We start from the raw sequence: 22,087 nt of genomic DNA on the forward strand, positions 1-22,087 counted from the left end.
TAAACTCGCCCCAACCCACTGTGAATGAGGCACCGGCATGGACCATGTCGATCACGTACTGATAGTCGACGACGACCGCGAGATCCGCGAGCTGGTCGGCAACTACCTGAAGAAGAACGGCCTGCGCGTGAGCCTGGCGGCGGATGGCCGGCAGATGCGCGCCTTCCTCGACGCCAACTCGGTCGACCTGATCGTGCTCGACATCATGATGCCCGGCGACGACGGCCTGAAGCTGTGCCGCGAGCTGCGCGTGGGCAAGCACAAGTCCACACCGGTGCTGATGCTCACCGCGCGCAACGACGAGACCGACCGCATCATCGGCCTGGAGATGGGCGCCGACGACTACCTCACCAAGCCCTTCTCCGCACGCGAGCTGCTGGCACGAATCAACGCAGTGCTGCGCCGCACGCGCATGCTGCCGCCGAACCTGCAGGTCAGCGAGGCCAGCCGGCTGATCGGCTTCGGCCGCTGGAAGCTGGACACCACGGCGCGCCACCTGCTCGATGAAGACGGCACCCTGGTCGCCCTGAGCGGCGCCGAGTACCGCCTGCTTCGCGTGTTCGTCGATCATCCGCAACGTGTGCTCAGCCGCGAGCAACTGCTGAACCTCACGCAAGGCCGCGAGGCGGATATCTTCGATCGCTCCATCGACCTGCTGGTCAGCCGCCTGCGCCAGCGTCTGCTGGATGACGCCCGCGAACCCGCCTACATCAAGACGGTGCGCAGCGAAGGCTACGTCTTCGCCCTGGCCGTCGAACTGCTCGAGCCCAACGCATGAAATCCGTCCTGCACTGGCCACGCACGCTGGCCGCGCGCCTGGCGCTGATCTTCCTCGCCGGGCTGGTGTTCGCCTACAGCCTGTCGTTCTGTTCGCAGTTCTACGAGCGCTACCAGAGCGCGCGCAGCATGATGCTGGGCAACCTGGAAACCGACGTCAGCACCGCCGTCGCCCTGCTCGATCGCCTGCCCAGGGACGAGCGGGAGGCCTGGCTGCCGATGGTGCAGCGGCCCAACTACCGCTACCGGCTGGATGGCGGTGAGCCCGGCGAGCCGATGAACATGGCTCAGGCGCCAATGGCGGCGACTTCCATCGCCGACGCCATCGGCCCCCGCTACGGGCTGCGCTTCGAGACCATTCCTGGCTCCATCCCGCACTTCCAGGCACACCTGAAACTGGCTGACGGCATGCCGCTGACCATCGACGTGACGCCCAAGGGCGTGCCTGTGGCGCAATGGCTGCCCTGGGTACTGATCGTCCAGTTGGCGTTGCTGCTGTTCTGCACCTGGATTGCCGTGCGCCTGGCGATTCGCCCGCTGACGCGACTGGCCCAGGCCGTGGACCACCTCGACCCGGACGCCCCCGCGCCCGAGCTGGACGAGCGTGGCCCCAGCGAAGTCGCCTACGCCGCCCGCGCCTTCAACGCACTGCAAGGTCGTATCGGCTCGTACCTCAAGGAGCGCATGCAACTGCTGGCGGCCATTTCCCATGACCTGCAGACGCCCATCACGCGGATGAAGCTGCGCGTCGAGCAGATGGACGACTCGCCCGAACGCGAGCGCCTGTGGAGCGACCTGGAAGAGATGCAGCATCTGGTCCGTGAAGGCGTGGCCTACGCACGCAGCATGGACGGCGCCAGCGAGGCGGCGGTCAAGGTCAACTTCGATTCATTCCTCGACAGCCTCGTCCTCGACTACCAGGACAGCGGCCAGGCCGTGGAGCTTCAAGGCAGCAGCAACGTCGTGCTGGAAACCCGCCCCCACGCGCTGCGCCGGGTGCTCACCAACCTGGTGGACAACGCGCTGAAGTTCGGCGGCGCCGCTCAGGTACAAGTCGAACGCGATGCCCTGGGTGTCGTGTGTATCCGTGTACTCGACGACGGCCCCGGCATCCCCGAGGAAGAACTCACCGAAGTGGTGAAACCCTTCTACCGCGTGGAAAGCTCGCGCAACCGCGGCACCGGCGGCACCGGCCTGGGGCTGGCGATTGCCCAGCAACTGAGCCAGGCTCTGGGCGGCACGCTGAGCCTGTCCAACCGCGCCACGGGCGGGCTGTGCGCGCAGCTGGAATTGCGCCCCGCCAGCTGAGGCTGCTCTTGAGAGAGATGTACACAGAGATACAAGACGGCCTTCCCCGGACACATCCGGTATAAAGCCCGGCGCCAAGATGGCTCCACGAACAGCGGCGGCAACCCGTCCGCCGCGTTCCCCAAAGGAGCCTGCCATGAACCGTCCCGCCGAAAACGCCAGCCTGCATGGCTGGCGCCTGTTCTCCCTGCTGTCCGCCCTGGTGCTGCTCGCCACCGCATTGGCCCTGTGGAGCCAACCGCAATGGGTCGAGGCCCTGCGCAGCGCGATCCGTGTCACCGCCCGCACGTCCTTCGCACTTTTCCTCGCCACCTTTCTCGCCTCGTCCCTGATGGCATTGGTACCGAGCGGCTTCACCCGCGGCCTGTTGCGTGAGCGACGCTTCCTCGGGCTGGCCTTCGCCTTCTCCCACGCCGTGCACGCGGTGCTGATCATCCTCTACGTGAAGTTCTTCCCCGAGACCTTCTGGCACGGCCGCAGCGCCGCCGCGAACATCCCCGGCTCCGTCGGCTATGTCTTCATCCTCCTGCTGACCCTCGCGTCTTTTCCCTACGCAATGAGATTGCTCGGCGCCCGCGCCTGGAAACTGCTGCACAGCACCGGCACCTGGGTGATCGCCGGGGTCTTCCTGCTCTCCTTCTACAAGCGCCTGCCGATGGGCTCCTGGTACCCGCTGGGCTTCGGCCTGATCTTCAGCGCCATCGCCTTCAAGCTCGTCGCCAAGCAGGCCGTGCGCCTGCGCCGTAGCGCACGCCCCGCGCTGCCGAACGCCTGATCCCGACGTCTTCCGCCACCGGGCGAAACCATCGCCCGGCCGGTCCAAGCCTTGCCCACGACCGATTGCCCACAACATTGCCCACAACATTGCCCACGAGGTGCGCCATGACCCTGCTGACCCTGAACCCGCTCAAGACCGCTTTCGACCAACTCGACCGCCTCGCCGCCTGGGGCTGGGACGTCCCCCTGCGGCTGTTCCTGGCCTGGGAGTTCTTCGAGTCAGGCCTGGAGAAATGGCACGGCGACAACTGGTTCGAACAGATCCACGCCAGCTTCCCCTTCCCCTTCAACCACTTCTCCGCCGGCTTCGACTGGCAGGTGTCGATGTGGGCCGAACTGATCGCGCCGGTGCTATTGCTGCTGGGCCTGGCGACCCGCTTCGCCTCGGCCTCGCTGATCGTCGTGACCATCGTGGCCATCGCCGCGGTGCACTGGCCAGCGCAGTGGTCGACCTTGTCCGAGCTCGCCCAGGGCTATTCGATCACCGACCACGGCTTCGGCAACTACAAGCTGCCGCTGATCTATCTGGTGGCGTTGGTGCCGCTGGTGCTCAAGGGTGCGGGCGCGCTGAGTGTGGATGGGATGACTAGCCGGCTACATCGCTCGCGTGCCTGACCCTGGTTTAGGGAAGGGGAAAGCCAGGCTTCCCCTTCCCTCGTCGCTTGGGCACCGGACGTACACGTTACTTGCGCACGAACAGCGAAGGCGGAGGCAGCTTGGTGATAGCAAAACCCAGCAATAACAGCAGCGAATAGAGCGCCAGGCTGGTGGAGATCGCTTGCCCCTCGTACCAGGCACCGATGATCACCGCAAAGACAGGGAAAATGATGAACACAAAGGACAGGACCACAGGGCTCAGTCGTTTCAACAAGAAGAAGTAGACGAGGAAACCGCCAACCGAGGCGCACAGCCCAAGGTATGTCAGCGCCCACCAGGACCTGGCGGATATCTGCGAAAACGACGGCTGCTCTACCAGCAATCCGAAGCTGAACAGCGCCAGCCCGGCAAGGCCGATGGGCAAAGTGTTGTAGGTAATGACGCTGATCGCCGAGCCTTTCTGCTTGGTCACCACATAGCACAAGGCATGCATCAGCGCGGCGGCAAGGATGGCCAGGACGCCGATGAAATCCTGGTGTTCGAAGCCCAGGCCCTGCTCGCGAAGAATCATGTACAGGCTGGCAAAGCCGATGGCGATGCCGATCACCTGGAGTGTCTGAATCCTTTCTCGCAGGAATATCGCCGAAAAGATCAGGATGAACACGGGCATGCAACTGAACAGCAGCGCTGCCAGCCCTGAGGAAACCAGGGTCTCGCCGTAGTTGAGGAGGAAGTACGGCACGCCGAAGTAGCACAGCGTGACGAAAATGAAGAAGCCGCTGCTTCGTCGAGGAAAGACAATCGCGTCACCGCGCAGCCTGGCGAATGCCAGGAACAATGGAAAGGCGATCAGGAAGCGCAGACCGGATGCCGTCAGCGGTGGCACCGTTTCAACGGCGATACGTATTCCCAGCCAGGTAGTACCCCAGCTGAGGCACACGGTCAAGAACAGCACGACCGTCACGGCACCTGCCAGCTGCCTCCTGGCAATGGTGGAGAGTTCACGGGTAGCGGAAATAGTCATGACCGAAGCTCCTGATAGCACCATGAATGGGTTCTTTTCACTAAAATGAACCCGTTCAATCTGAAGCTATTGGCCTGGAAAATGACTGTCAAAACCTATATTGACACCGTGTCAATACTCCGCCACGCACTGGAATCGGGGCGCGGCGTTAAATACAAACGTCTCGCATCAGCCCTGGAGCTGTGCATTCTCGATGGCTCCCTCGCAGCCGGCGGCAAGCTCATTCCCCAACGCATTCTGGCCTACAAACTCAATGTCACTGTGGGAACAGTGAGCCGCGCCTACGCCGAGCTCGAGCGCATGGGTCTGGTGGTGCCAAGGGTGGGCGATGGCACCTTCGTTCGCCGGCATGGCCTGGAGCGCAAACGCGACGAGGGTTACCGCAATGTCGCTGAATCCCCGGCGTTCTGCGACATGAGCCGCAACCTGCACATTCCCGGTGCCGAGACCAGTCTGCTGGCAAAGAGCCTGATGAACCTTGCACAGGATGTGGGGACGCTGGGAGAGCTGATGACCTACACGCCGGAGGCCGGCCTGCCGCGCTTCCGTGCAGCCGGAGCGAAGTGGCTTTCCAGCCATGGTTTCCACGCTCACCCGGAGCAGGTGCTGTGCACCAACGGCAGCCAGCACGCCTTGCTTTGTACGCTGATGGCGCTGCTGCGGCCCGGCGACACCCTGGTGACCGAACCTCTCACCTACCCTGGCCTGATCAGTGCAGCGCGACTGCTGGGTATTCGTCTTCTGGCGGCAACGATGGACGACGACGGATTGCTACCGCACTCGCTGGACGAACTCTGCCGACTGCACCGAGTTACTGCCCTGTATTGCACCCCCACTCTGCAGAATCCCACGACCTCCATCCTGCCCACGGAACGTCGGCAGGCGATCGCGACCATTTGCCGGGAGCACAACCTGCTGATCATCGAGGACGAAACCCATGCGGTCCTGCTGGAAGATCGGCCCGCGCCCTTGAGTCACTTCGCCCCCGAGCGAAGCATTCTGATTGGCGGTATGAGCAAGGCGGTCGCCGCTGGCCTTCGCGTCGGCTACTTGCACGCCCCCGTAGCGATGGTGAGCCGGCTGTCAGCAGCGCTGCGAGGCTCCTGCTGGATGGCTACTCCCCTACCCCTGGAGTTGGCCACCCGCTGGATCGATGACGGCACCGCGCAGATTCTGCTGCAGCAACAAGCCGCCGAAATCGATCGCCGCAAGGCACTGGTGACGCAGTTGCTGGATGGATTGAACTACAGAACCCATTCCAGGAGCCCGCACTTCTGGATCCAGGTGCCCGAGCCATGGCGCGCCTCGGACGTGGAAAGCGACTTGGCGGCCAAGCACTACCGCATCGCGACCGCGGAATCCTTTGCTGTCGGTCACGCTGCAGTTCCGCAGTTCGTCAGGGTCAGCATCTGCGACGGAGCGATGGATGACTTGCAGTTGTGCTTGGGATTCCAGACGCTCTCGGTCGCTCTGGACAGTGATTCCGCGTCCACGGAACGCTCATAGGTGAGAGGTTGCTCGCGAACGGATTTCCCCGGCTGGCCTGCAGCCAGGCCGGTTCGCGAGCAAGCTCGCTCCTACAGAAAAGAAAAAAGCCCGCACACCGATGACAGTGCGCGGGCTGGGCTGTGGATAACAAGCAGATCAGGGAATCACGAACCCCACCTCGATATTGCCGCGAGTCGCCTTGGAATACGGGCAGATCTGATGCGCTTCATCGACCAGCTTCGCCTTGTCCTCCGCCGCCAGGCCAGGCAGGTGCACAGTGAGCCGGGCAGCCAGGGCGAAACCGCCGTCGGCGGTGTTGCCCAGGTAGACTTCGGCGTCCACCGCCACATCGGCCGGCAGACGCACGTTCAGCTTCTGCCCGGCGCGGCGCAGCGCTCCGATGAAGCAGGCGGACCAGCCAATAGCGAACAGTTGCTCCGGGTTGGTGCCGGGACGGCCCGAGCCGGGTGGGCTCAGCGGCAGGTCCAGGTCACCGTCGACAGTCTGGCCGCGACCGTCGCGACCTCCGGTAGTGTGGGTGTGGGCGGTGTAGATCACGCTTGCCAGGGTATCGGTCATGACGCTTCTCCTTCAGTGCGGGCCAAGTGGGGACGACGCGGTGTGGTGCAGTTGGGGCGGGTGCCGATCACCACGCCTTGCTCTTTCAGGCTGCGCAGCAGGGCGATGCCCTGCTCTTCGATGGCAGCCAGTTCGATGCCGACGATTTCCGCCAGCGCCTTCAGGTGTTCGCGACCGGTAAGTTGCCACTGCTGCAACGACACCAGCAGCGCATGGGCCAGCGGGGCCAGGCGCGAGAAGTGCACCTTCAGGTCCGCGCCGCGGCGTGCCAGCAGCAGTGTCGGCTCGACCGGGGCTTGCTGCGGGATGTGCCCGGGCCCGATGTGGCTGACCGGCCAGACGTAGGCCAGCGGCAGCGCGAGGCTGGAGAGCTGCGGTACTCCTTCGAGCAGGTCGCCGTCCGGATCATGGGCCGGTTCGGCCTTGTCGCTGAGCAGCAGCGCGGTCTCGATCCATTCGTAGTGGGCCAGCTCGGCCACCCAGCCGGGCTGCTCGCCGCGGCTTTCGAGGTAGTCGACGAACTCGCCGGCAACCTCCGTGAAGAGCGGCGTCTGGCAACGGAAGCCGGCGTAGAAATCCTCGGTCAGCGCTTGCCAATGCTCGTGCGCGAGGCTGCCATGCAGCACCGGGAAATTGCCGGCCAGCAGCGATTGCAGGTTGCCGAAGAACAGCTGCCGGTACACCGCCAGGCGCCGCGCCTCGATGCCGGGCGGCGGTTCATTGGCCTGCGGGTCGCGGATGAAGCGGGTCATGCGCAGTTGCTGTTCGCGCAGGGATTCAGCCATGGCGCACCTCCGGCTGGCGAACGGTGCTTTGCAGGCGGCGGATGTAGTCCACCTCGCCGAGCAATTCGGCCAGCGGCGGCAGGTTGAAGTCTCTCTCCAGCAAGGTCGGGACCGTGCCCAGATGCTGGTAGGCGCTGGTCAGCAAGGTCCAGACATCGTCCTTCACCGCTGCGCCGTGGGTGTCGACCTTCAGGTCCGGCGCCTCGTCGTAATGCCCGGCGACGTGTAGGCAGACGACACGATCCGCCGGCACGCGGGCCAGGAATCCGGCAGCGTCGTAGCTGTGGTTGTGGGCGTTGACGTAGAGGTTGTTGACGTCCAGCAGCAGGTCGCAGTCGGCCTCGCTCAACACGGCGCGCAGGAAATCGATTTCGCTCAGGGCCTGATAAGGCGCGGCGTAGTAGGAGATGTTTTCCACGGCGATACGGCGGCCGAGGATGTCCTGCACTTCACGGATGCGCCCGGCGATGTGGCGCACGGCTTCGTCGGTGAAGGGCATGGGAATCAGGTCGTAGAGATGGCCTTCGTCGGAGCAGTAACTCAGGTGCTCGCTGAACAGGGGCACGTGGTGCTGGTCGAGGAACTCGCGGACACGGTGCAGGAACACGTGGTCCAGCGGCTCCGGACCGCCGAGGGACAGCGACAGGCCGTGGCAGGACAGCGTGAAGCGTTCGGCCAGGCGCGCCAGGCCTTCGCCATAGGAGCCGCCGACACCGATCCAGTTGTCCGGAGCGACTTCGAGAAAATCCACGGCGCGGTCGTCCATTGTCAGCAGGTCGGGCAGCAGGGCGCGGCGCAGGCCGAGGCCTGCTCCATCGAGGGATGTGGTCATGGCGGTCTCCTTGGCAAAGTGCCCTCCCCGGCCGGCGGCGCGGGGAGGTCTGCGGGAATGTCAGTTCCTGGCCTGGCTCAGCTTGCTGTACAGGTCGGACGGGAACGGCTTGCCGTTGGAGTCGAACTGGTTCTTGCGGAACTGGTAGACCTCGGCTTCGGAGAGGTAGCCGTCGTGGTTGGCATCGATGGCATCGAACTCGGCGTTGGCCTTGGGCGCCACGGCCAGCAATTCGGCGCGGGAGACCCGGCCGTCGTGGTCGGCATCGGTACGGGCGAAGGAAGCGTCGCCACATTTGCCTTCACCGCACTTGCCCTCGGCGCCAGTGGCCTTGGCCTGGGCGCCATCGGCACCGCATTTGCCTTCGCCGCACTTGCCTTCAGTCTGGCTGGCCTTGGTTTGCTTGGCGGCGCCGCACTTGCCCTCGCCACACTTACCCTCCCCGGCCTTGGCGGCGGAAGCCAGCTGGTAGCCCTGCGGCAGGGCTTCGACGGCGAAGGCGGAAGACGCCATGTTCAGGCCGCCGGCCAGGGCAACGGCGATCAGGCCAAGTTGGGATTTCGAGAGTCGAGTCATGGTGCTTCTCCAGATGCTGTGGCGCGCAGGGCGCCGGGTCATGCCGAAAGGGCGAATCCCTGGAACGATGCTCTGGAGGGTTTTCCCTGCCGTCGCGTTGTGTCGTTCGGGTAGGGCTATTTCGCCGCAACGATGTATCGCGGGCGTATCGGCAGCTGGAGGCTTTTGTATGCGTGTATCCGCTCAGGGAGCGGCAGATACAAAGCAATACATTCGGACGGGGATCTGGAGCGGGGAGGTTCGCGAGCAAGCTCGCTCCTACAGGCAACCGGTCAGCCTGCAAGACTCTTTGTAGGAGCGAGCTTGCTCGCGAACCAGCATGGCCACGTCGAAGAGGCGGCCGAAAAAGAAAGGGCCGCAGAGCGGCCCGATCCTACAAAGGCAGGAAAATCAGCCAGCGCGCTTGGCGGCGATGGCGGTGACCTCGACCTTCATGCCTTCCACCGCCAGTTCGGCGATACCGACGGCGGCGCGTACCGGATAGGGCTTGGCGAAGAAGCTGCAATACACCTCGTTGAACGCGGCGCGGTCGGCCATGCTGGTGAGGTAGATGGTCAGGTGCAGGACGTGGTCCAGGCCGCTGCCGGCCTTTTCCAGGGCCAGTTGCAGGCTGCGCAGGGTGGCTTCGCTCTGGGCCTTGATGTCGCCCAGCTCCAGGCTGCCGTCCTCAAGGGTAGGGATCTGCGTGGAAACCAGCAGGCCGCCGAAGCCGGCGACGTCGGAGGAGATGGATTCGGGGTCCGCGTCGGGGATGAAGGTAGGCGTCATGGGACAAATCTCTGCTGTCGATGAATGGGGCACGTCGCCGCACCAGGTGCGGCGGCCGGGTCGCGCAGCTTAGCCGTATCGCCCCGCCACGCGCCATGTCACCGTGCCCGCAGCCCCCGGAAACAGTGACATGAACAGTCCCGATGAAACTTCCGCAGCCGTTGTGTCAACTCGACAAAAGTCCTGATTATTACAATTCAGGATATAGACCTTCTCATAATCCGTGATTTAAACGGCGAACTCTTTGGGCATTATGACGTCGACTCTTCCGCGTCTGGAGCAATTCGCGGGGGAATTAAAAGCCAGTTAACTGCAACAATGCCAACGCAACTTCCTGCGATTTTCCGCCGTGGTCCATCCATGTTCGGATTCATTGTGCCTGCCTATAAAAACGTCCGGCTCTCACGCTATTCATCGAACCGGTCCTCCAAGACTCTAGGGGCAATATCCATGAAGCACCTCAAACGCAGCGCCATCGTGCTCGCTGTTTCCGCCGCCGCCAGCCAGTTCGCCAGCGCCGAATCCTTCGTCACCGATCAGGCCGATGCCAAGGGCTTCGTCGAGGACGCCAAGTTCGACGTCCTGCTGCGCAACCAGTACTACGACCACGACGGCAAGAACGGCGCAGGCGACAACCGCGACTGGACCCAGGGCTTCCTGGCGAACTTCTCCTCCGGCTACACCCAGGGCACCGTCGGCTTCGGCGTGGATGCCTTCGGCTACCTGGGCATCAAGCTCGACGCCGGCCGCGGCCGCGCGGGCACCGGCAACCTGCCGGTGGGCAACGACGGCAAGCCGGACGACGACTACGGCAAGGCCGGTGGCGCGCTGAAGGTGCGCATCTCCAAGACCGAGCTGAAATTCGGCGACATGCAGCCGACCGCTCCGGTATTCGCCGCCGGCGGCACCCGCCTGATCCCGCAGACCGCTTCGGGCTTCAACCTGCTGAGCAGCGAGATCGAAGGCCTGGACCTGGAAGCCGGCCACTTCACCTCCGGCACCAGCCCGGTCACCACCGCCCGCGACGGCGGCCTGTGGGCAGCCTACGCTGGCGTGGAAACCAGTGACGTCGACTTCCTCGGCGGCAAGTACGCAATCAACGACAACCTGAGCGTTTCGCTGTACGGCTCCGAGTTCAAGGACATCTGGCGCCAGTACTACGGCAACGTGAACTGGGTGCTGCCGGTCGCAAATGACCAGTCGCTGGCCTTCGACTTCAACATCTACCGCACCAACGACGAAGGCCAGGCCAAGGCCGGCGAGATCAGCAACACCACCTGGTCGCTGGCAGCCGCCTACTCCTTCCTGCAGGCACACACTGTCACCCTGGCCTACCAGAAGGTGCATGGCGACACCCCGTTCGACTACGTCGGCTTCGGCGACGACGGCGATGGCGCCACCGGTGACTCGGTATTCCTCGCCAACTCCGTGCAGTACTCCGACTTCAACGGTCCGGGCGAGCGCTCCTGGCAGGTTCGCTACGACCTGGCGATGGACACCTACGGCGTGCCGGGCCTGAGCTTCATGGCCCGCTACATCAACGGTACCGGCATCGACGGCAGCCACGCCGACGCGGATGGCGCCTACGCCGGTCTGTACGGTGAGGACGGCAGCCACCACGAGACCGACCTGGAAGCCAAGTACGTGGTCCAGGCCGGCCCGGCGAAGGACCTGTCCTTCCGCCTGCGCCAGGCGTTCCACCGCGCCAACGCCGACCAGGGTGAAGCCGACAACAACGAGATGCGCCTGATCGTCGAATATCCGCTGTCGATCCTGTAATCGACCCGGATATTTGCCACGATAATTGCGCGGGGCAACTTTCGGATTCGTCTGAATGTTCGCCCCGTGTTCAGGTGAGATTATTACGCCCGTACAGAAAGTCTCTTCCCGGAATGACGGTTTATCCCGCGGCTGCAACTTTCTAGAATGACCCCATCTTCCCGCTTCCGCACTTTCCCTGCGGAAGACAACTCCTGACGTTGATATTGTGATTGCTCCTTCGACGTCCTTCGAGCCGCTCCTCTGGAGCGGCTTTTTTTATGCCCGTTAATATCGCTTGGCAAACCGCCTGAACAAAAAGTGATCGAACCCAACGGCGCGGCGGTCCAACTCTCCGACAGCGTGGTAATCCTCACGCGAACCCCGGAGGCACCTCACCATGAGCGCAATGACCCTCGAAGGCTGGTGCAAGACCACCGCCGAGCAGAAACCCACGCCGCTGGAAGACATCCGCTTCTACCTAACCGACCAGGACCGCCTGCACCTCGAACAGGCCGAGGTCTACCTGCAGGAGAACGGCCAGCGGGAAATGATGGTCGATGCCGACCTCGATACCCTCGATCTGCACATGCCCGAAGGCTATGGGCCGCTGGCGGACTGCATGTTCCGCGTGTACCTGGGCGGAGTGGAACACCGCGGGCAATTCCACCTGGTGGGCCACCGGGCCAGCGATGGCAGCCTGATCTACACCAACGCCGTGCTGATCGACCAGCTGATCAACTGACAGCGCCCCCTCGCCCGCCGCAGGCCCGGCGGGCGAGCGCGTTCGTCGCTCTTGTCGCAAGCGGACATTGTGGCCGCTCAACTGCCGTGATTTCATAAAGCCACCTGCGTCCGCCTGCCGCATGTCCGGCACGCGACTCAATCCAGAACCACGCCCATCCTCCGTTGAAGAAGCTGCTATCGGATGCGAACTTCCAGTAAACCTGGGGTAAAGGAGCACGGGCGATACGACGGTCTGCTACGTCTCGCCCGCCACGCGGGTGGCGATTGCGCCGTCCTGCTCATCGACATGCACGGCCAGTTGCTCGGCCACCTCGGCATCGAGAGTGCCGTTGCCCTCTCCCTGACCACCCTGCTTTCCCTCGATGCCGCCACCACTCCCCTGCACCAGCAAGGCCGTGAGCTGCACCTGCTCTCCAGCGAAATACTGCGCGACGAGGAAGGCTTTCCACGGGCCCGACTGCTGCTGCTCGGCAACGGCGACAGGCCGCTCAGCCAGGACCAGCAAAGGCTGCTGGCGGACGTGCTGGAACTTGGCGAAGCCCTGCTCGAACGTGCCCGCGCGCCACAGCGGGAAAGCGAGCGGCGCATGGCCCTGGCGGTTGACGGCAGCGGCACCGGGATCTGGGACCGCCACGTAACCACCGGCCAGATACACTATTCCAGCGCCTGGAAATCACTGCTGGGCTACGCCGATGCCGAAATCGGCAGTTGCATCGAGGACGCCTACACTCGCATCCACCCGGTCGACCTCGACTATGTGCAAAGCGCCATGCGCGACCACTTCGAGGGCCGTACCGAATCCTATGAAGTGGAGCACCGTCTGCGGCACAAGGATGGCCACTACCTCTGGGTCTGCAGCCGCGGCAAGGTAGTGGAGCGCGATGCCGCCGGCAATGCCCTGCGCATGCTCGGCACCACCACCGATATCACCGCCCTGCGCGAAGTCGCCGAACAACTGCGCGAAAGCGTGCAATTGCTCACCGACCTGACCAATGAAATCCCCGGCATGGTCTTCCAGTTCTGTCGTTTGCCTGACGGTACCGGCACCTTCCCCTACGTCAGTGCCGGCGTCCTGGATATCTATGGTGTGTTGCCCGAAGAGGTTCGCGGTGACTCCAGCTTCCTGCGCCAGGTGATCCACCCGGAGGACCTGGACGCCTGCCTGGCATCCCTGGAGAACTCCGCCCTCCAGATGCAGCCCTGGCGCCACGAGTACCGCGTGATGATTCCCGAACGCGGAGTGTTCTGGCGGCAAGGCAATGCACACCCCAAACGGATGGAGGATGGCAGCCTGATCTGGCACGGCTTCATCACCGACATCACCGAACGCAAGCGCATCGAAGCCGAGCTGCAACTGCTGGCGACGACGGACTACCTCACCCAGTTGCCCAACCGCGGCCACTTCATGCACCTGATCGAGGCCGAACTGGGCCGCGTGCAGCGAAGCGTGGAGCGCAGCGCGGCGATCCTGATGTGCGACATCGACCACTTCAAGGCGATCAACGACCGTTGGGGCCATGCCGTGGGCGATGAAGCGCTGCGCCACTTCGCCGGCATCCTGGCCCGGGCCATCCGTCGCGTCGACTTCGCCGGCCGCATGGGTGGGGAGGAATTCGCCGTGGTGCTGGGCGACGCCGACCTCGGCAGTGCCGAGGTGTTCGCCCAGCGCCTGCAGCAGCAACTGGCCGACCAGCCGCTGATGCACGCAGGCCAGCGCATACCGCTGACCATCAGCATCGGCGTCGCCGTCCTGGAGGCCGGCGACAGCTCCGCCGAGGCCGCCCTCTCCCGCAGCGACAGCGCCCTGTACCGGGCCAAGCAGAACGGTCGTAACCGCGTCGAATGCCACTGACGGCAAACCCGCGAGGCAGAGCGCGCCGCCCGGCGCGCCTGTGGATGATCCCGCACAGCGCCATGAAAAAATGTGCAGAATTTTTCACCATTAGCGCCGCGCGTTTTAAATAATGGACTTTTCAGCACGCATAGATATTTAAAAAATCCTTTAAAAACAATTATTTAGTATAATTGTCGAACAATGTGTCGGCCATTATTTTTGACGCCCTCCGTCGAATTCGTTTGACATATTTAACGGCTCTGGCAGGCTGGTAGGCAGGTTTCGACCGGGAAACTTCGCCTTCTGTGCGCTCCCGGCAGTGCTCGAGGCCTCAGGTAGCGCGCCTTTCCGCTGCGCGCCTGCACAAAAACGATGGGCTGCAGCCCGTCCAAAGGTGACATATGTCCAACAGCAACATTGGCAACAAGAAACAGACTCTCCGAAAACCCGTCGTCCTGATGTCCATGGGCAGCCAAGAGCGCAAAGGCCACGACTATCAGGTAATGACCCACAAATACATCGTGCCCCTGGTCGAACAGTCCGATTGCGTGCCGGTACTGGTACCGACCTGCTGCGGCATCGAAGACCTCGAGCAATACCTGGACATGGCCGACGGCGTGTACCTGACCGGCGCCGGCAGCAACATCGATCCGACCCTGTATGGCCAGGAGAACGAAACTCCCGGCAAGGGCCAGGACAAGGACCGCGACAACTTCGACATCCCGCTGATCAAGGCCGCCATCGCGCGTGGCCTGCCGATCTTCGGCATCTGCCGCGGCATGCAGGAAATCAACGTGGCCCTAGGCGGCGATATCTACCAGAAGGTCTACGCCGAACCCGGCTTCAATGACCATCGTGAGAACCCCGACGACCCGGTCGACGTGCAGTACAGCCCGGCCCACGGCGTTCGCCCGAAAGCGGGCAGCTGGTTGCAGCAGCTGCTGGGGGACGAGATCCGCGTCAACTCGCTGCACGGCCAGGGTCTGAAGAACCTCGGCAAGGGCATCGAAGCCATCGCCCACGCCGAAGACGGCCTGGTCGAAGCGATCCATGCGCCGACCCTTTCCTCCTTCCTCTTCGCGGTGCAGTGGCACCCGGAATGGCAGGCGGCGAAGAACCCCGACTCGGTGAAGATCTTCCAGGCTTTCGGCGATGCTTGCCGTCAGCAGGTGAAGAAGAAGCAGGCGCGCCAGCTGGCTGCCTGATTCGCTTCCCGCGTCATGAAAAAGCCCGGCCCTGTGCCGGGCTTTTTCTTTGGCGATCCCGGCTGCGGCATACCCGCTCATCGATGGGTATCGCTTCGCTCCACACCATCCCACGTCCGGTTCCACCGGCCATGATGGAGCGTGGCCGTAGGATGGGTGGAGCCTAGGCGATACCCATGCGGAAAACGTCATCAGCCGCGCGAATGGCGCACCCTGCACGCCCTTGAGGGCGCCTCGGGCTAACCTTGGCGGTCAGCGATTACGCTTGACCGACCAAGGAACAGCCATGAGCAACGACCTCTTCTCTCTCGCCGGCAAGACCGTGCTGGTCACCGGCGCCTCCAGCGGCATCGGCGCCCATCTGGCGCGCGTGGCTGCGCAGGCTGGCGCCCGCGTGGTGCTCGCGGCGCGACGCACCGAACGCCTGGCGCAGCTTGCACAAGCCATTCAAGCCGAGGGCGGCGAGGCCCACGCCGTGGCACTGGACGTGACCGATCGCGCCAGTGTCGAGGCGGCGTTCAACAGCGCCGAGGCGCAGTTCGGCGTGGTCGACGTGGTGCTGAACAATGCCGGCATCGGCAACGGCCAACGCGCGCTGGAAGTCAGCGAGGAAGACTGGCGCGCCATGCTCTCCACCAACCTCGACGGTGTCTGGCGCGTCGCCCAGTGTGCGGCGCAGCGCCTGGCCAAGGCCGGGCGTGGCGGCAGCATCGTCAACATCGCCTCGATCCTCGGCCTGCGTGTGGGCGGCGGCTACAGCCATTACTGCGCGGCCAAGGCCGGTGTGGTGCAGCTGAGCAAATCCCTGGCGCTGGAACTGGCGCGCTTCAACGTGCGGGTCAACGCCATCGCACCGGGCTACTTCAAGACCGAGATGAACGACGCCTACTTCGACAGCGACAAGGGCCAGGCCTACATCCGCGACACCGTGCCGATGCGCCGCCTCGGGCAGTTGCAGGAGCTGGAAGGCCCCTTCCTGCTGCTGGCCAGCGACGCCGGCGCCTTCATGACCGGCGCGGTGCTGGCCGTGGACGGCGGGCACCTGGTGAGCAGTCTCTAGAACGAACTGGCCAGGCCTCCGCCCAGCGCCCCCAGCAGCACCAGCGTCCAGGGCGGCAGGCGGCCACTGAGCAGCACCAGGAAGGCCAGTGCGACCAGGCCGATATCGAGCAGACCGACGATGGTCTCGCTGCCGATGGGATGGATCAGCGCCGCCAGCAACAGCCCGACCACGGCGGTGTTCACTCCGGCCAGCGCTGCGCGCAAGCGACGCTGGCGGCGCAGACTCTCCCAGAACGGCAAGGCGCCAAGTACCAACAGGAACGACGGCAGGAAAATCGCCAGCAGGCAGAGCAGCGCACCGGCCACACCCCCCGGTTCAGCGTTGGCTGCACCAAGGAATGCGGCGAAGGTGAACAGTGGCCCCGGCAACGCTTGTGCCGCGGCGTAGCCGGCGAGGAAGGTCTGCGCATCGACCCAGCCAGGCTCGACCACCGCGCTCTGCAACAGCGGCAGCACCACATGCCCACCCCCAAAGACCAGGCTGCCAACGCGGTAGAAGGCGTCGAACTGCGCCAGCCATGGCAAATGCCACACTGCCGCCGCCAACGGCAAAAGCGCCAGCAGCGCGAAGAACAGCAGCAGGTAGAAGCTGCCCCGGCAACGAGGCGTCGAATGACCAGGGCCCACAGCCTCGCTCGCCACGGACGGCTGCAACCAGGCCATACCGATCAGCGCGGCGCCGAGGATTGCCAGCAACTGCACAGCCACTCCGGGCCAACGCAATGCGACAGCGGTCACCAGGATCATCAGCCCCTGGCGCTGCCAGTCCGGGCACAGTGACCTGGCCATGCCCCAGACGGCATGGGCAACGACCGCCACCGACACCAGCATCAGCCCGTGCAGTGCCCCAGCCGGCAGCCATTGGCCGTGTCGCGACAGCCCCAGGGCAACCAGAATCATCAGCAAGGCCGACGGCAGGGTAAAACCGACCCAAGCCACCAGCGCGCCCCACTGCCCCGCGCGCAAGGCGCCGAGGGCCATGCCCAGTTGGCTGCTGGCGGGGCCCGGCAGGAACTGACAGAGCGCGATCAGGTCGGCGTAGTGATGCTCGTCCAGCCAGCGACGGCGGCGCACGAACTCCTCGCGGAAATAGCCCAGGTGCGCCACCGGCCCGCCGAAGGAGGTCAGGCCCAGGCGCAGGAAGATCAGCAAGACGGTCCAGAGAGAATCGCGCGGCGTCGGTTCGGTCATGGGTGGCGATCAGGAGAAACCAGTCGGGTAGTCTGGCAGCTCGATGTTGCAGTGCAACTCACTTGCCCAGCTCGCGAATCCGCTGTTCAAGGAAGCGTCGTTCCGGCTCCAGCTTCGTCAGCGCCAATGCCCGCTCGTAAGCTTCGCGTGCCTGCCCATGGCGCTCCAGCCGGCGGCAGAAGTCCGCACGGGCAGCGTGGGCCAGGTGGTAGTCCTGCAACTCGCCGCGGGCGAGGATGGCGTCCACCTGCGCCAGCCCGGCTTCGGGGCCGTCGCGCATGGCCAGCGCCACGGCACGGTTGAGCTCGATCACCGGCGAGGGCTGCATGGCCAGCAGCAGGTCATAGAGACCGACAATCTCCGCCCAGTCGGTGCTGGCCATGTCGGCAGCAGCGGCGTGTACGGCAGAGATCGCCGCCTGCAAGGTGTACGGGCCGATACGCCGGGTGGCGAGCGCGGCGGTGATCAGTTGCTGCCCCTCGTCGATCTGCGCACGGTTCCAGCGCGAGCGGTCCTGGTTTTCCAGCAGCACCATTTCGCCATCCTCGGCGGTACGCGCCTCGCGCCGCGACTCGTGCAGCAGCATCAGCGCCAGCAGGCCCATCACCTCGGCCTCCGGCAGCAACTCCAGCAGTTGCCGGCCCAGGCGGATGGCTTCGGCGGACAGGTCGGTGCGTGTCAGCGAGTCGCCGGCCGAGGCCGAATAGCCTTCGTTGAACACCAGGTAGATGACCCGCAGCACGCTGGCCAGGCGCTCCGGCAGCTCCGCCGCCTCGGGCACCTGGTAGGGAATCTGCGCATCGCGGATCTTCGCCTTGGCGCGCACGATGCGCTGCGCGATGGTCGAGGGCGTGGCGAGGTAGGCGCGGGCGATTTCCTCGGTCTTCAGGTCGCAGACTTCGCGCAGGGTCAGCGGCACCTGGGAGTCCGCCGGCAACGCCGGGTGGCAACAGGTGAAGATCAGCCGCAGGCGGTCGTCCTCGACGCTTTCGTCAGCCTGCTCCTCTACCGATTGCGTGTCGATTTCCAGTTGTTCGGCGATCTGCACCAGGGAAGCATCGAAGCGCGAACGGCGGCGCAGGCCGTCGATGGCCTTGAAGCGCCCGGCGGAAACCAGCCAGGCGCGCGGGTTGGCCGGCACGCCGTCGCGCCGCCACTGGTCCACGGCGGCGACGAAGGCTTCGTGCAGGGCCTCTTCGGCCAGGTCGAAATCACCCAGCAGGCGGATCAGCGTGGCCAGCACCCGACGCGACTCGCGACGGTAGATGTCGTCCACCACGTCGCGCAGGGGCTGGGGAGCATACTCGTGCATGGGCCGAAGATCCTTGGCGGGAAGTGGGTCTTCCTATCCTGCACGGGTTTTCGTCGGGGTGGGAGGCGACCGGACGGGTGTGCGGTGGGAGAGCGTTGCGGGGTATTTCTCTGAGGCCGGCCATGCACCGGGGTCGATGGAGCATTGTAGGAGCGAGCTTGCTCGCGAACCCGCTTCACGCCGGAGCTGCCGGGAAATGCGTTCGCGAGCAAGCTCGCTCCTACAAGTCGAGGTCAGGGCTTGGCATCGAAGAGCAACTGCCCCGTGGCCGGATCGAAGGGAATGGAGAAGTGCTCGTGGGCGATCTTCCACTGCCCAGCCTCGCGGCGCAGGCCGACGCTGACCCGCGCCCAGGAAGCATTGTGCTGGCCCTTGTCGTCGGTGCCGCCGCAGTAGGCGAGGTAATGCCCGAAGGCCGTCTCGCCACCAATCTCGAAGCTCAGCTGGTGAATCTCGAATATGGGCTCCTTGCACATCTGCGTGCAGTCGCGCCAATGGCTGGCGTAGGCCTCGACGCCCTGGAATTGCAGTTGCTTCACCGCATCGAAAGCGAGGATGTCACGGGTGTAATGGCGGGTGATGCCTTCCACATCGGAGGCGCGGACGGCTTTCAGCCAGCTCTCCAGCAGCGCGTGAAGTTCGGCTTGGGCGGCGTTCTTTTCAGCGGCAGTCATGGGGTGTCTCCTGCTCAAGCATCAGGACCCGCAGCAGCTGTGCGGCTGCGGGGCTTCGTCGTATTCGTCGTGGAAGCGCGTCCAGTTCATGCCCTTGCCCTGGTAGTCGGGCATGCCGCCCCAGCCTTCGCCACGCCCCAGCGGGGTGAGGTCGAGCAGGTGGTAGGTGAACAGCGGCGCTTCCAGCCCGCGGCCGTAGGTCGAGTAGCTGTGGAATATCTGCTCGCCGTCGCGCAGGAACACGCTCATGCCCGGCTGCTCGCCGCGCACGTGGTAATCCTGGCCCAGGCTCTCCAGTTCCGCCTTGTCGCGGTAGTTGTATTCAACCGGCGCGACGGACTCGTCGACGCTGACGTGGAAGTCGTAGTTGAAGTCGCAGCCAAAGGACGAATACCAGGGGAACTGCCAGCCCATGCGGGCGCGGAAAGGCGCGATCTCTTCCAGCGGTGCGCGGGACACCATGGCGAAGGTGGTACCGCGGGCGTGCAGGTGCTCCAGGCGGCCAAGATTGTCGATCAGGTAGGAGCAACCCTCGCAGCCCAGCCCCGTGTCGCGGTGGAACATGAAGTGGTAGACGATCAGCTGCGGCCGCCCCTCGAACAGGTCGAGCAGGCGCAACGGGCCGTGCGGGCCTTCGAAGCGGTAGTCCTTGTCGATTCGCACCACCGGCAGTTCGCGGCGCTGGGCGTTGAGCGCGTCGCGGGCGTGGGTGGCGGCCTTTTCCTGCTCCAGCAGGCGTATCCGCGCCTGGCGCCAGGCGGCCTGGGAAACAACACGGGGAAAGTCCTGATTGGCCAGTTTCATGTTGCACGCTCCTGGGGACGCTCCTGAGAAAGCCCCCGTTGCTCGTTGGACCGGACGCGGCGCTTGCCGCGCAGGCGGGTGACGGCGAATGCGCTGACGCCGCCGGCGGAAAGGACACTGGTCACGGCCAGCGTCAGGGTCGATACGCACAGAGGGCACATGGCTCGCCTCCTTCAGGTTGCGGCTTGCATCAGCCCTTCTCGGCCAGCACCTTGAGGTTGGCCAGGCCCGCCTCGAAGTCCTTGCCGACCATGCTGTCCACATCGATGAACAGGTGCATGATCTTCGCCACGAAGGGCACCGGGCCGAACATCGCCCAGGTCACTTCGGTGCCGCCGTCGCGCGGCACCAGGGTGAACTCGGCGGTGTTGCTGGCCTTGAATGGTTTGAGGAATTCCAGGGCAAGGGTGGTGCGGCTGCCGGGATCGTTCTCGACGATCTCCATGCGCCCAGCCCCGGCCTTGCTGTTGCCGGCCCAGGCATACACCGCGCCGCGGCCCTTTTCAGCGCCGGAGAAGGTGCGCTGCATGTCGGGGTCGAGCTTTTCGTACGGAGACCACTGCCGCCACTGGTGGAAGTCCTCGATATAGCCCTGGACCCTCTCCGGCGGCGCCTGGATGCGCAACGAGCGCTCCACGCGGAAGGTGCCCGGACGATTCGCCGCCAGCACCAGGACCACCGCCACCGCCAGTACCACCACCAACGCAATCCACTTCAGCATCACATCCTCCTGACGTTGCCATCACTTGAAGAACCGGGCCTCAGCGCCCGGCGAAGTATCGGTCCCAATCGCGCACCGGGCGGACCTCCACGGCGCCGAGGCGGCCGCTGGGAATCCGCTGGGCGATCTGCAGCGCCTCGTTGAGGTCGCGGGCGTCGATCAGCACGAAGCCACCCAGGTACTCGCGGGTCTCGGCGAAGGGCCCGTCGGTGATCGACAGCCCCGCCGGCCCATGACGCAGCGTAGTGGCGGTTTCCACCGTTTCCAGCGCTTCGGAGGCCAGCACCCGGCCGGCGCGGCGCTGGTACTCGTCGTTGGCGAAGCACTCGTCCATCAGCCGGCGGTATTGCCCGTCGGACAGGCTGGAGAGTCGCTGGTCATCCACGTAGATCAGGCAGAGGTACTTCATGGTCGTCTCCCCAGGTAGTGCGCTTGCAGTTACCTCTTAGTCGAAGCGCGCGAGCAGGATTCGACAGCCGGACAGAAATTTTTCGCGCGACGCCGGACGGTGCACGTCGGCTGCACCAGCCCAAGACTCTGCCACGGTGGTTGCGCCGTCCGTCAGGCGCCTTGTCAGGCGTGCTCCAGCGCTTTCAGATTCGTCTCAGAGAGTTCCGTACGCCAGGAAGGGAAGATGGCCATGGGAAAAAACCCCTGACCATGGAGCTCAAGAGAATGAAACTTCGCGCAACCGCCCTGGCTGTCGCAGCCACCTTCGCTGTGCCGGGCTTTGCTTTCGCCGCCAACACCATCAACTTCAGCGGTGAAGTAACCGACCAGACCTGCTCGGCCGTGGTCGACGGCAACACCGACCCGACCGTTATCCTCGACAGCGTGCCGGTCAGCGCCCTGAACGGCACCGTCGGCCAGACCACCGGTGAAACCAGCTTCACCCTGCAACTGACCAACTGCGCCGCTCCCAGCGGTGCCGCCGAACACTTCACCACTCTGTTCCAGGCCACCAACGCCACCGCCTCGGGCAACCTGACCAACACCGCCAGCGGCGGCGCCACCGGTGTGGCACTGCAACTGCTCGACGGCCCGGCCGGCGCTCCGGTCAACCTGGCGGGCGGCGCAGCCGTGGCAGCCGGTGACATCGTCCTCGCCGACGGCCAGACCAGTGCCAGCTACGACTACGCCGTGCAGTACATCTCCGAAGCGACCACCGTGACTCCCGGCCCGGTGCTCGGCTCGGTGACCTACACCCTGCGCTACGAGTGATACCCCGCGGCACCGCCCGCGGGTGCCGCACTCCCGCATCAAGCCGC

24 protein-coding genes are annotated in these 22,087 nt (G+C 64.7%); 11 read left to right on the forward strand and 13 right to left on the reverse strand.

The features are described from left to right. Nucleotides 1–37: 37 nt before the first annotated feature. The 4 genes from G4G71_RS26390 to G4G71_RS26405 all read left to right on the forward strand — a co-directional run bounded on the left by G4G71_RS26390 (nucleotide 38) and on the right by G4G71_RS26405 (nucleotide 3,477). A complete protein-coding gene (locus tag G4G71_RS26390) occupies nucleotides 38–778 on the forward strand; it encodes a response regulator (protein WP_024767564.1) in 741 nt (246 codons plus the stop codon). Next, nucleotides 775–2,085 carry an ATP-binding protein gene (locus G4G71_RS26395; protein ID WP_169941461.1) on the forward strand — a complete coding sequence of 437 codons (1,311 nt, stop codon included), beginning with the start codon at nucleotides 775–777 and terminating at the stop codon, nucleotides 2,083–2,085. Before G4G71_RS26390 ends, G4G71_RS26395 begins: the two co-directional genes overlap by 4 nt. Before the next feature lie 136 nt (nucleotides 2,086–2,221). Continuing rightward, on the forward strand, nucleotides 2,222–2,860 hold the full coding sequence (locus G4G71_RS26400) for a hypothetical protein (protein ID WP_169941463.1): 639 nt from the start codon (nucleotides 2,222–2,224) through the stop codon (nucleotides 2,858–2,860). Nucleotides 2,861–2,967: 107 nt separating this feature from the next. Next, on the forward strand, nucleotides 2,968–3,477 hold the full coding sequence (locus G4G71_RS26405) for an HvfX family Cu-binding RiPP maturation protein (protein WP_169941465.1): 510 nt from the start codon (nucleotides 2,968–2,970) through the stop codon (nucleotides 3,475–3,477). A 67-nt stretch (nucleotides 3,478–3,544) separates the two neighbouring features. Here the strand turns inward: G4G71_RS26405 and G4G71_RS26410 are convergent, their stop codons facing one another. Continuing rightward, nucleotides 3,545–4,483 (reverse strand): DMT family transporter, encoded by a 939-nt coding sequence (locus G4G71_RS26410; protein ID WP_169941467.1) that lies wholly within the window; start codon nucleotides 4,481–4,483, stop codon nucleotides 3,545–3,547. A gap of 81 nt (nucleotides 4,484–4,564) precedes the next feature. Between G4G71_RS26410 and G4G71_RS26415 the strand changes: the two genes are divergently transcribed. After that, entirely contained in the window at nucleotides 4,565–5,989 is a 1,425-nt protein-coding gene (locus G4G71_RS26415) for an aminotransferase-like domain-containing protein (protein ID WP_169942815.1), read from the forward strand. Nucleotides 5,990–6,127: 138 nt separating this feature from the next. On the opposite strand, the gene G4G71_RS26420 is transcribed toward G4G71_RS26415, so the two are convergent. The 5 genes from G4G71_RS26420 to G4G71_RS26440 form a co-directional block, all read right to left on the reverse strand. Continuing rightward, nucleotides 6,128–6,550: an organic hydroperoxide resistance protein gene (locus G4G71_RS26420; RefSeq protein ID WP_169941468.1), complete on the reverse strand. Its 423-nt coding sequence runs from the start codon at nucleotides 6,548–6,550 to the stop codon at nucleotides 6,128–6,130. After that, nucleotides 6,547–7,335: an HvfC family RiPP maturation protein gene (locus G4G71_RS26425; protein ID WP_169941470.1), complete on the reverse strand. Its 789-nt coding sequence runs from the start codon at nucleotides 7,333–7,335 to the stop codon at nucleotides 6,547–6,549. The genes G4G71_RS26420 and G4G71_RS26425 overlap by 4 nt, the downstream gene beginning before the upstream one ends. Continuing rightward, nucleotides 7,328–8,167 (reverse strand): HvfB family MNIO-type RiPP peptide maturase, encoded by an 840-nt coding sequence (locus tag G4G71_RS26430; RefSeq protein WP_169941472.1) that lies wholly within the window; start codon nucleotides 8,165–8,167, stop codon nucleotides 7,328–7,330. The genes G4G71_RS26425 and G4G71_RS26430 overlap by 8 nt, the downstream gene beginning before the upstream one ends. A 60-nt stretch (nucleotides 8,168–8,227) precedes the next feature. After that, nucleotides 8,228–8,743 (reverse strand): HvfA family oxazolone/thioamide-modified RiPP metallophore, encoded by a 516-nt coding sequence (locus tag G4G71_RS26435; RefSeq protein ID WP_169941474.1) that lies wholly within the window; start codon nucleotides 8,741–8,743, stop codon nucleotides 8,228–8,230. A gap of 390 nt (nucleotides 8,744–9,133) precedes the next feature. Beyond that, nucleotides 9,134–9,511, reverse strand: coding sequence for a RidA family protein (locus G4G71_RS26440; RefSeq protein ID WP_024767555.1), 378 nt, complete (start codon nucleotides 9,509–9,511; stop codon nucleotides 9,134–9,136). Nucleotides 9,512–9,961: 450 nt separating this feature from the next. Between G4G71_RS26440 and G4G71_RS26445 the strand changes: the two genes are divergently transcribed. The 5 genes from G4G71_RS26445 to G4G71_RS26465 all read left to right on the forward strand — a co-directional run bounded on the left by G4G71_RS26445 (nucleotide 9,962) and on the right by G4G71_RS26465 (nucleotide 16,115). Further along, on the forward strand, nucleotides 9,962–11,290 hold the full coding sequence (locus G4G71_RS26445; RefSeq protein WP_169941476.1) for an OprD family porin: 1,329 nt from the start codon (nucleotides 9,962–9,964) through the stop codon (nucleotides 11,288–11,290). Between the two features lie 379 nt (nucleotides 11,291–11,669). Continuing rightward, entirely contained in the window at nucleotides 11,670–12,014 is a 345-nt protein-coding gene (locus G4G71_RS26450; RefSeq protein ID WP_037008260.1) for a hypothetical protein, read from the forward strand. 183 nt (nucleotides 12,015–12,197) lie between these two features. Beyond that, on the forward strand, nucleotides 12,198–13,868 hold the full coding sequence (locus G4G71_RS26455; protein WP_169941478.1) for a sensor domain-containing diguanylate cyclase: 1,671 nt from the start codon (nucleotides 12,198–12,200) through the stop codon (nucleotides 13,866–13,868). Nucleotides 13,869–14,251: 383 nt separating this feature from the next. Beyond that, entirely contained in the window at nucleotides 14,252–15,055 is an 804-nt protein-coding gene (locus tag G4G71_RS26460; RefSeq protein ID WP_169941480.1) for a gamma-glutamyl-gamma-aminobutyrate hydrolase family protein, read from the forward strand. A 286-nt stretch (nucleotides 15,056–15,341) separates the two neighbouring features. Beyond that, on the forward strand, nucleotides 15,342–16,115 hold the full coding sequence (locus tag G4G71_RS26465) for an SDR family NAD(P)-dependent oxidoreductase (RefSeq protein ID WP_169941482.1): 774 nt from the start codon (nucleotides 15,342–15,344) through the stop codon (nucleotides 16,113–16,115). Here the strand turns inward: G4G71_RS26465 and chrA are convergent. The 7 genes from chrA to G4G71_RS26500 form a co-directional block, all read right to left on the reverse strand. Then, complete coding sequence (chrA, locus tag G4G71_RS26470) at nucleotides 16,112–17,308, reverse strand: chromate efflux transporter (RefSeq protein ID WP_169941483.1); 1,197 nt, start codon at nucleotides 17,306–17,308, stop codon at nucleotides 16,112–16,114. The two genes, G4G71_RS26465 and chrA, sit on opposite strands and share 4 nt — an antisense overlap. 58 nt (nucleotides 17,309–17,366) lie before the next feature. Continuing rightward, a complete protein-coding gene (locus G4G71_RS26475) occupies nucleotides 17,367–18,620 on the reverse strand; it encodes an RNA polymerase sigma factor (protein WP_169941485.1) in 1,254 nt (417 codons plus the stop codon). A gap of 233 nt (nucleotides 18,621–18,853) precedes the next feature. Continuing rightward, nucleotides 18,854–19,294: a YybH family protein gene (locus tag G4G71_RS26480; RefSeq protein ID WP_169941487.1), complete on the reverse strand. Its 441-nt coding sequence runs from the start codon at nucleotides 19,292–19,294 to the stop codon at nucleotides 18,854–18,856. A gap of 21 nt (nucleotides 19,295–19,315) precedes the next feature. Next, complete coding sequence (locus G4G71_RS26485; protein ID WP_169941489.1) at nucleotides 19,316–20,098, reverse strand: DUF899 domain-containing protein; 783 nt, start codon at nucleotides 20,096–20,098, stop codon at nucleotides 19,316–19,318. Then, the gene (locus G4G71_RS26490) at nucleotides 20,095–20,259 is read right to left on the reverse strand and encodes a hypothetical protein (RefSeq protein WP_169941491.1); all 165 of its coding nucleotides are present in this window, start codon (nucleotides 20,257–20,259) and stop codon (nucleotides 20,095–20,097) included. The genes G4G71_RS26485 and G4G71_RS26490 overlap by 4 nt, the downstream gene beginning before the upstream one ends. Nucleotides 20,260–20,288: 29 nt before the next feature. After that, the gene (locus G4G71_RS26495) at nucleotides 20,289–20,819 is read right to left on the reverse strand and encodes an SRPBCC family protein (RefSeq protein ID WP_169941492.1); all 531 of its coding nucleotides are present in this window, start codon (nucleotides 20,817–20,819) and stop codon (nucleotides 20,289–20,291) included. Between the two features lie 40 nt (nucleotides 20,820–20,859). Beyond that, nucleotides 20,860–21,228, reverse strand: coding sequence for a YciI family protein (locus G4G71_RS26500; RefSeq protein WP_054906534.1), 369 nt, complete (start codon nucleotides 21,226–21,228; stop codon nucleotides 20,860–20,862). 266 nt (nucleotides 21,229–21,494) lie between these two features. On the opposite strand from G4G71_RS26500, the gene G4G71_RS26505 reads away from it, so the two are divergent. After that, nucleotides 21,495–22,040 carry a fimbrial protein gene (locus tag G4G71_RS26505; RefSeq protein WP_169941494.1) on the forward strand — a complete coding sequence of 182 codons (546 nt, stop codon included), beginning with the start codon at nucleotides 21,495–21,497 and terminating at the stop codon, nucleotides 22,038–22,040. The last annotated feature ends 47 nt before the right edge of the window (nucleotides 22,041–22,087 follow it).

The sequence above is a fragment of the Pseudomonas multiresinivorans genome (assembly GCF_012971725.1).
Taxonomy (GTDB): Bacteria; Pseudomonadota; Gammaproteobacteria; order Pseudomonadales; family Pseudomonadaceae; genus Pseudomonas; species Pseudomonas multiresinivorans.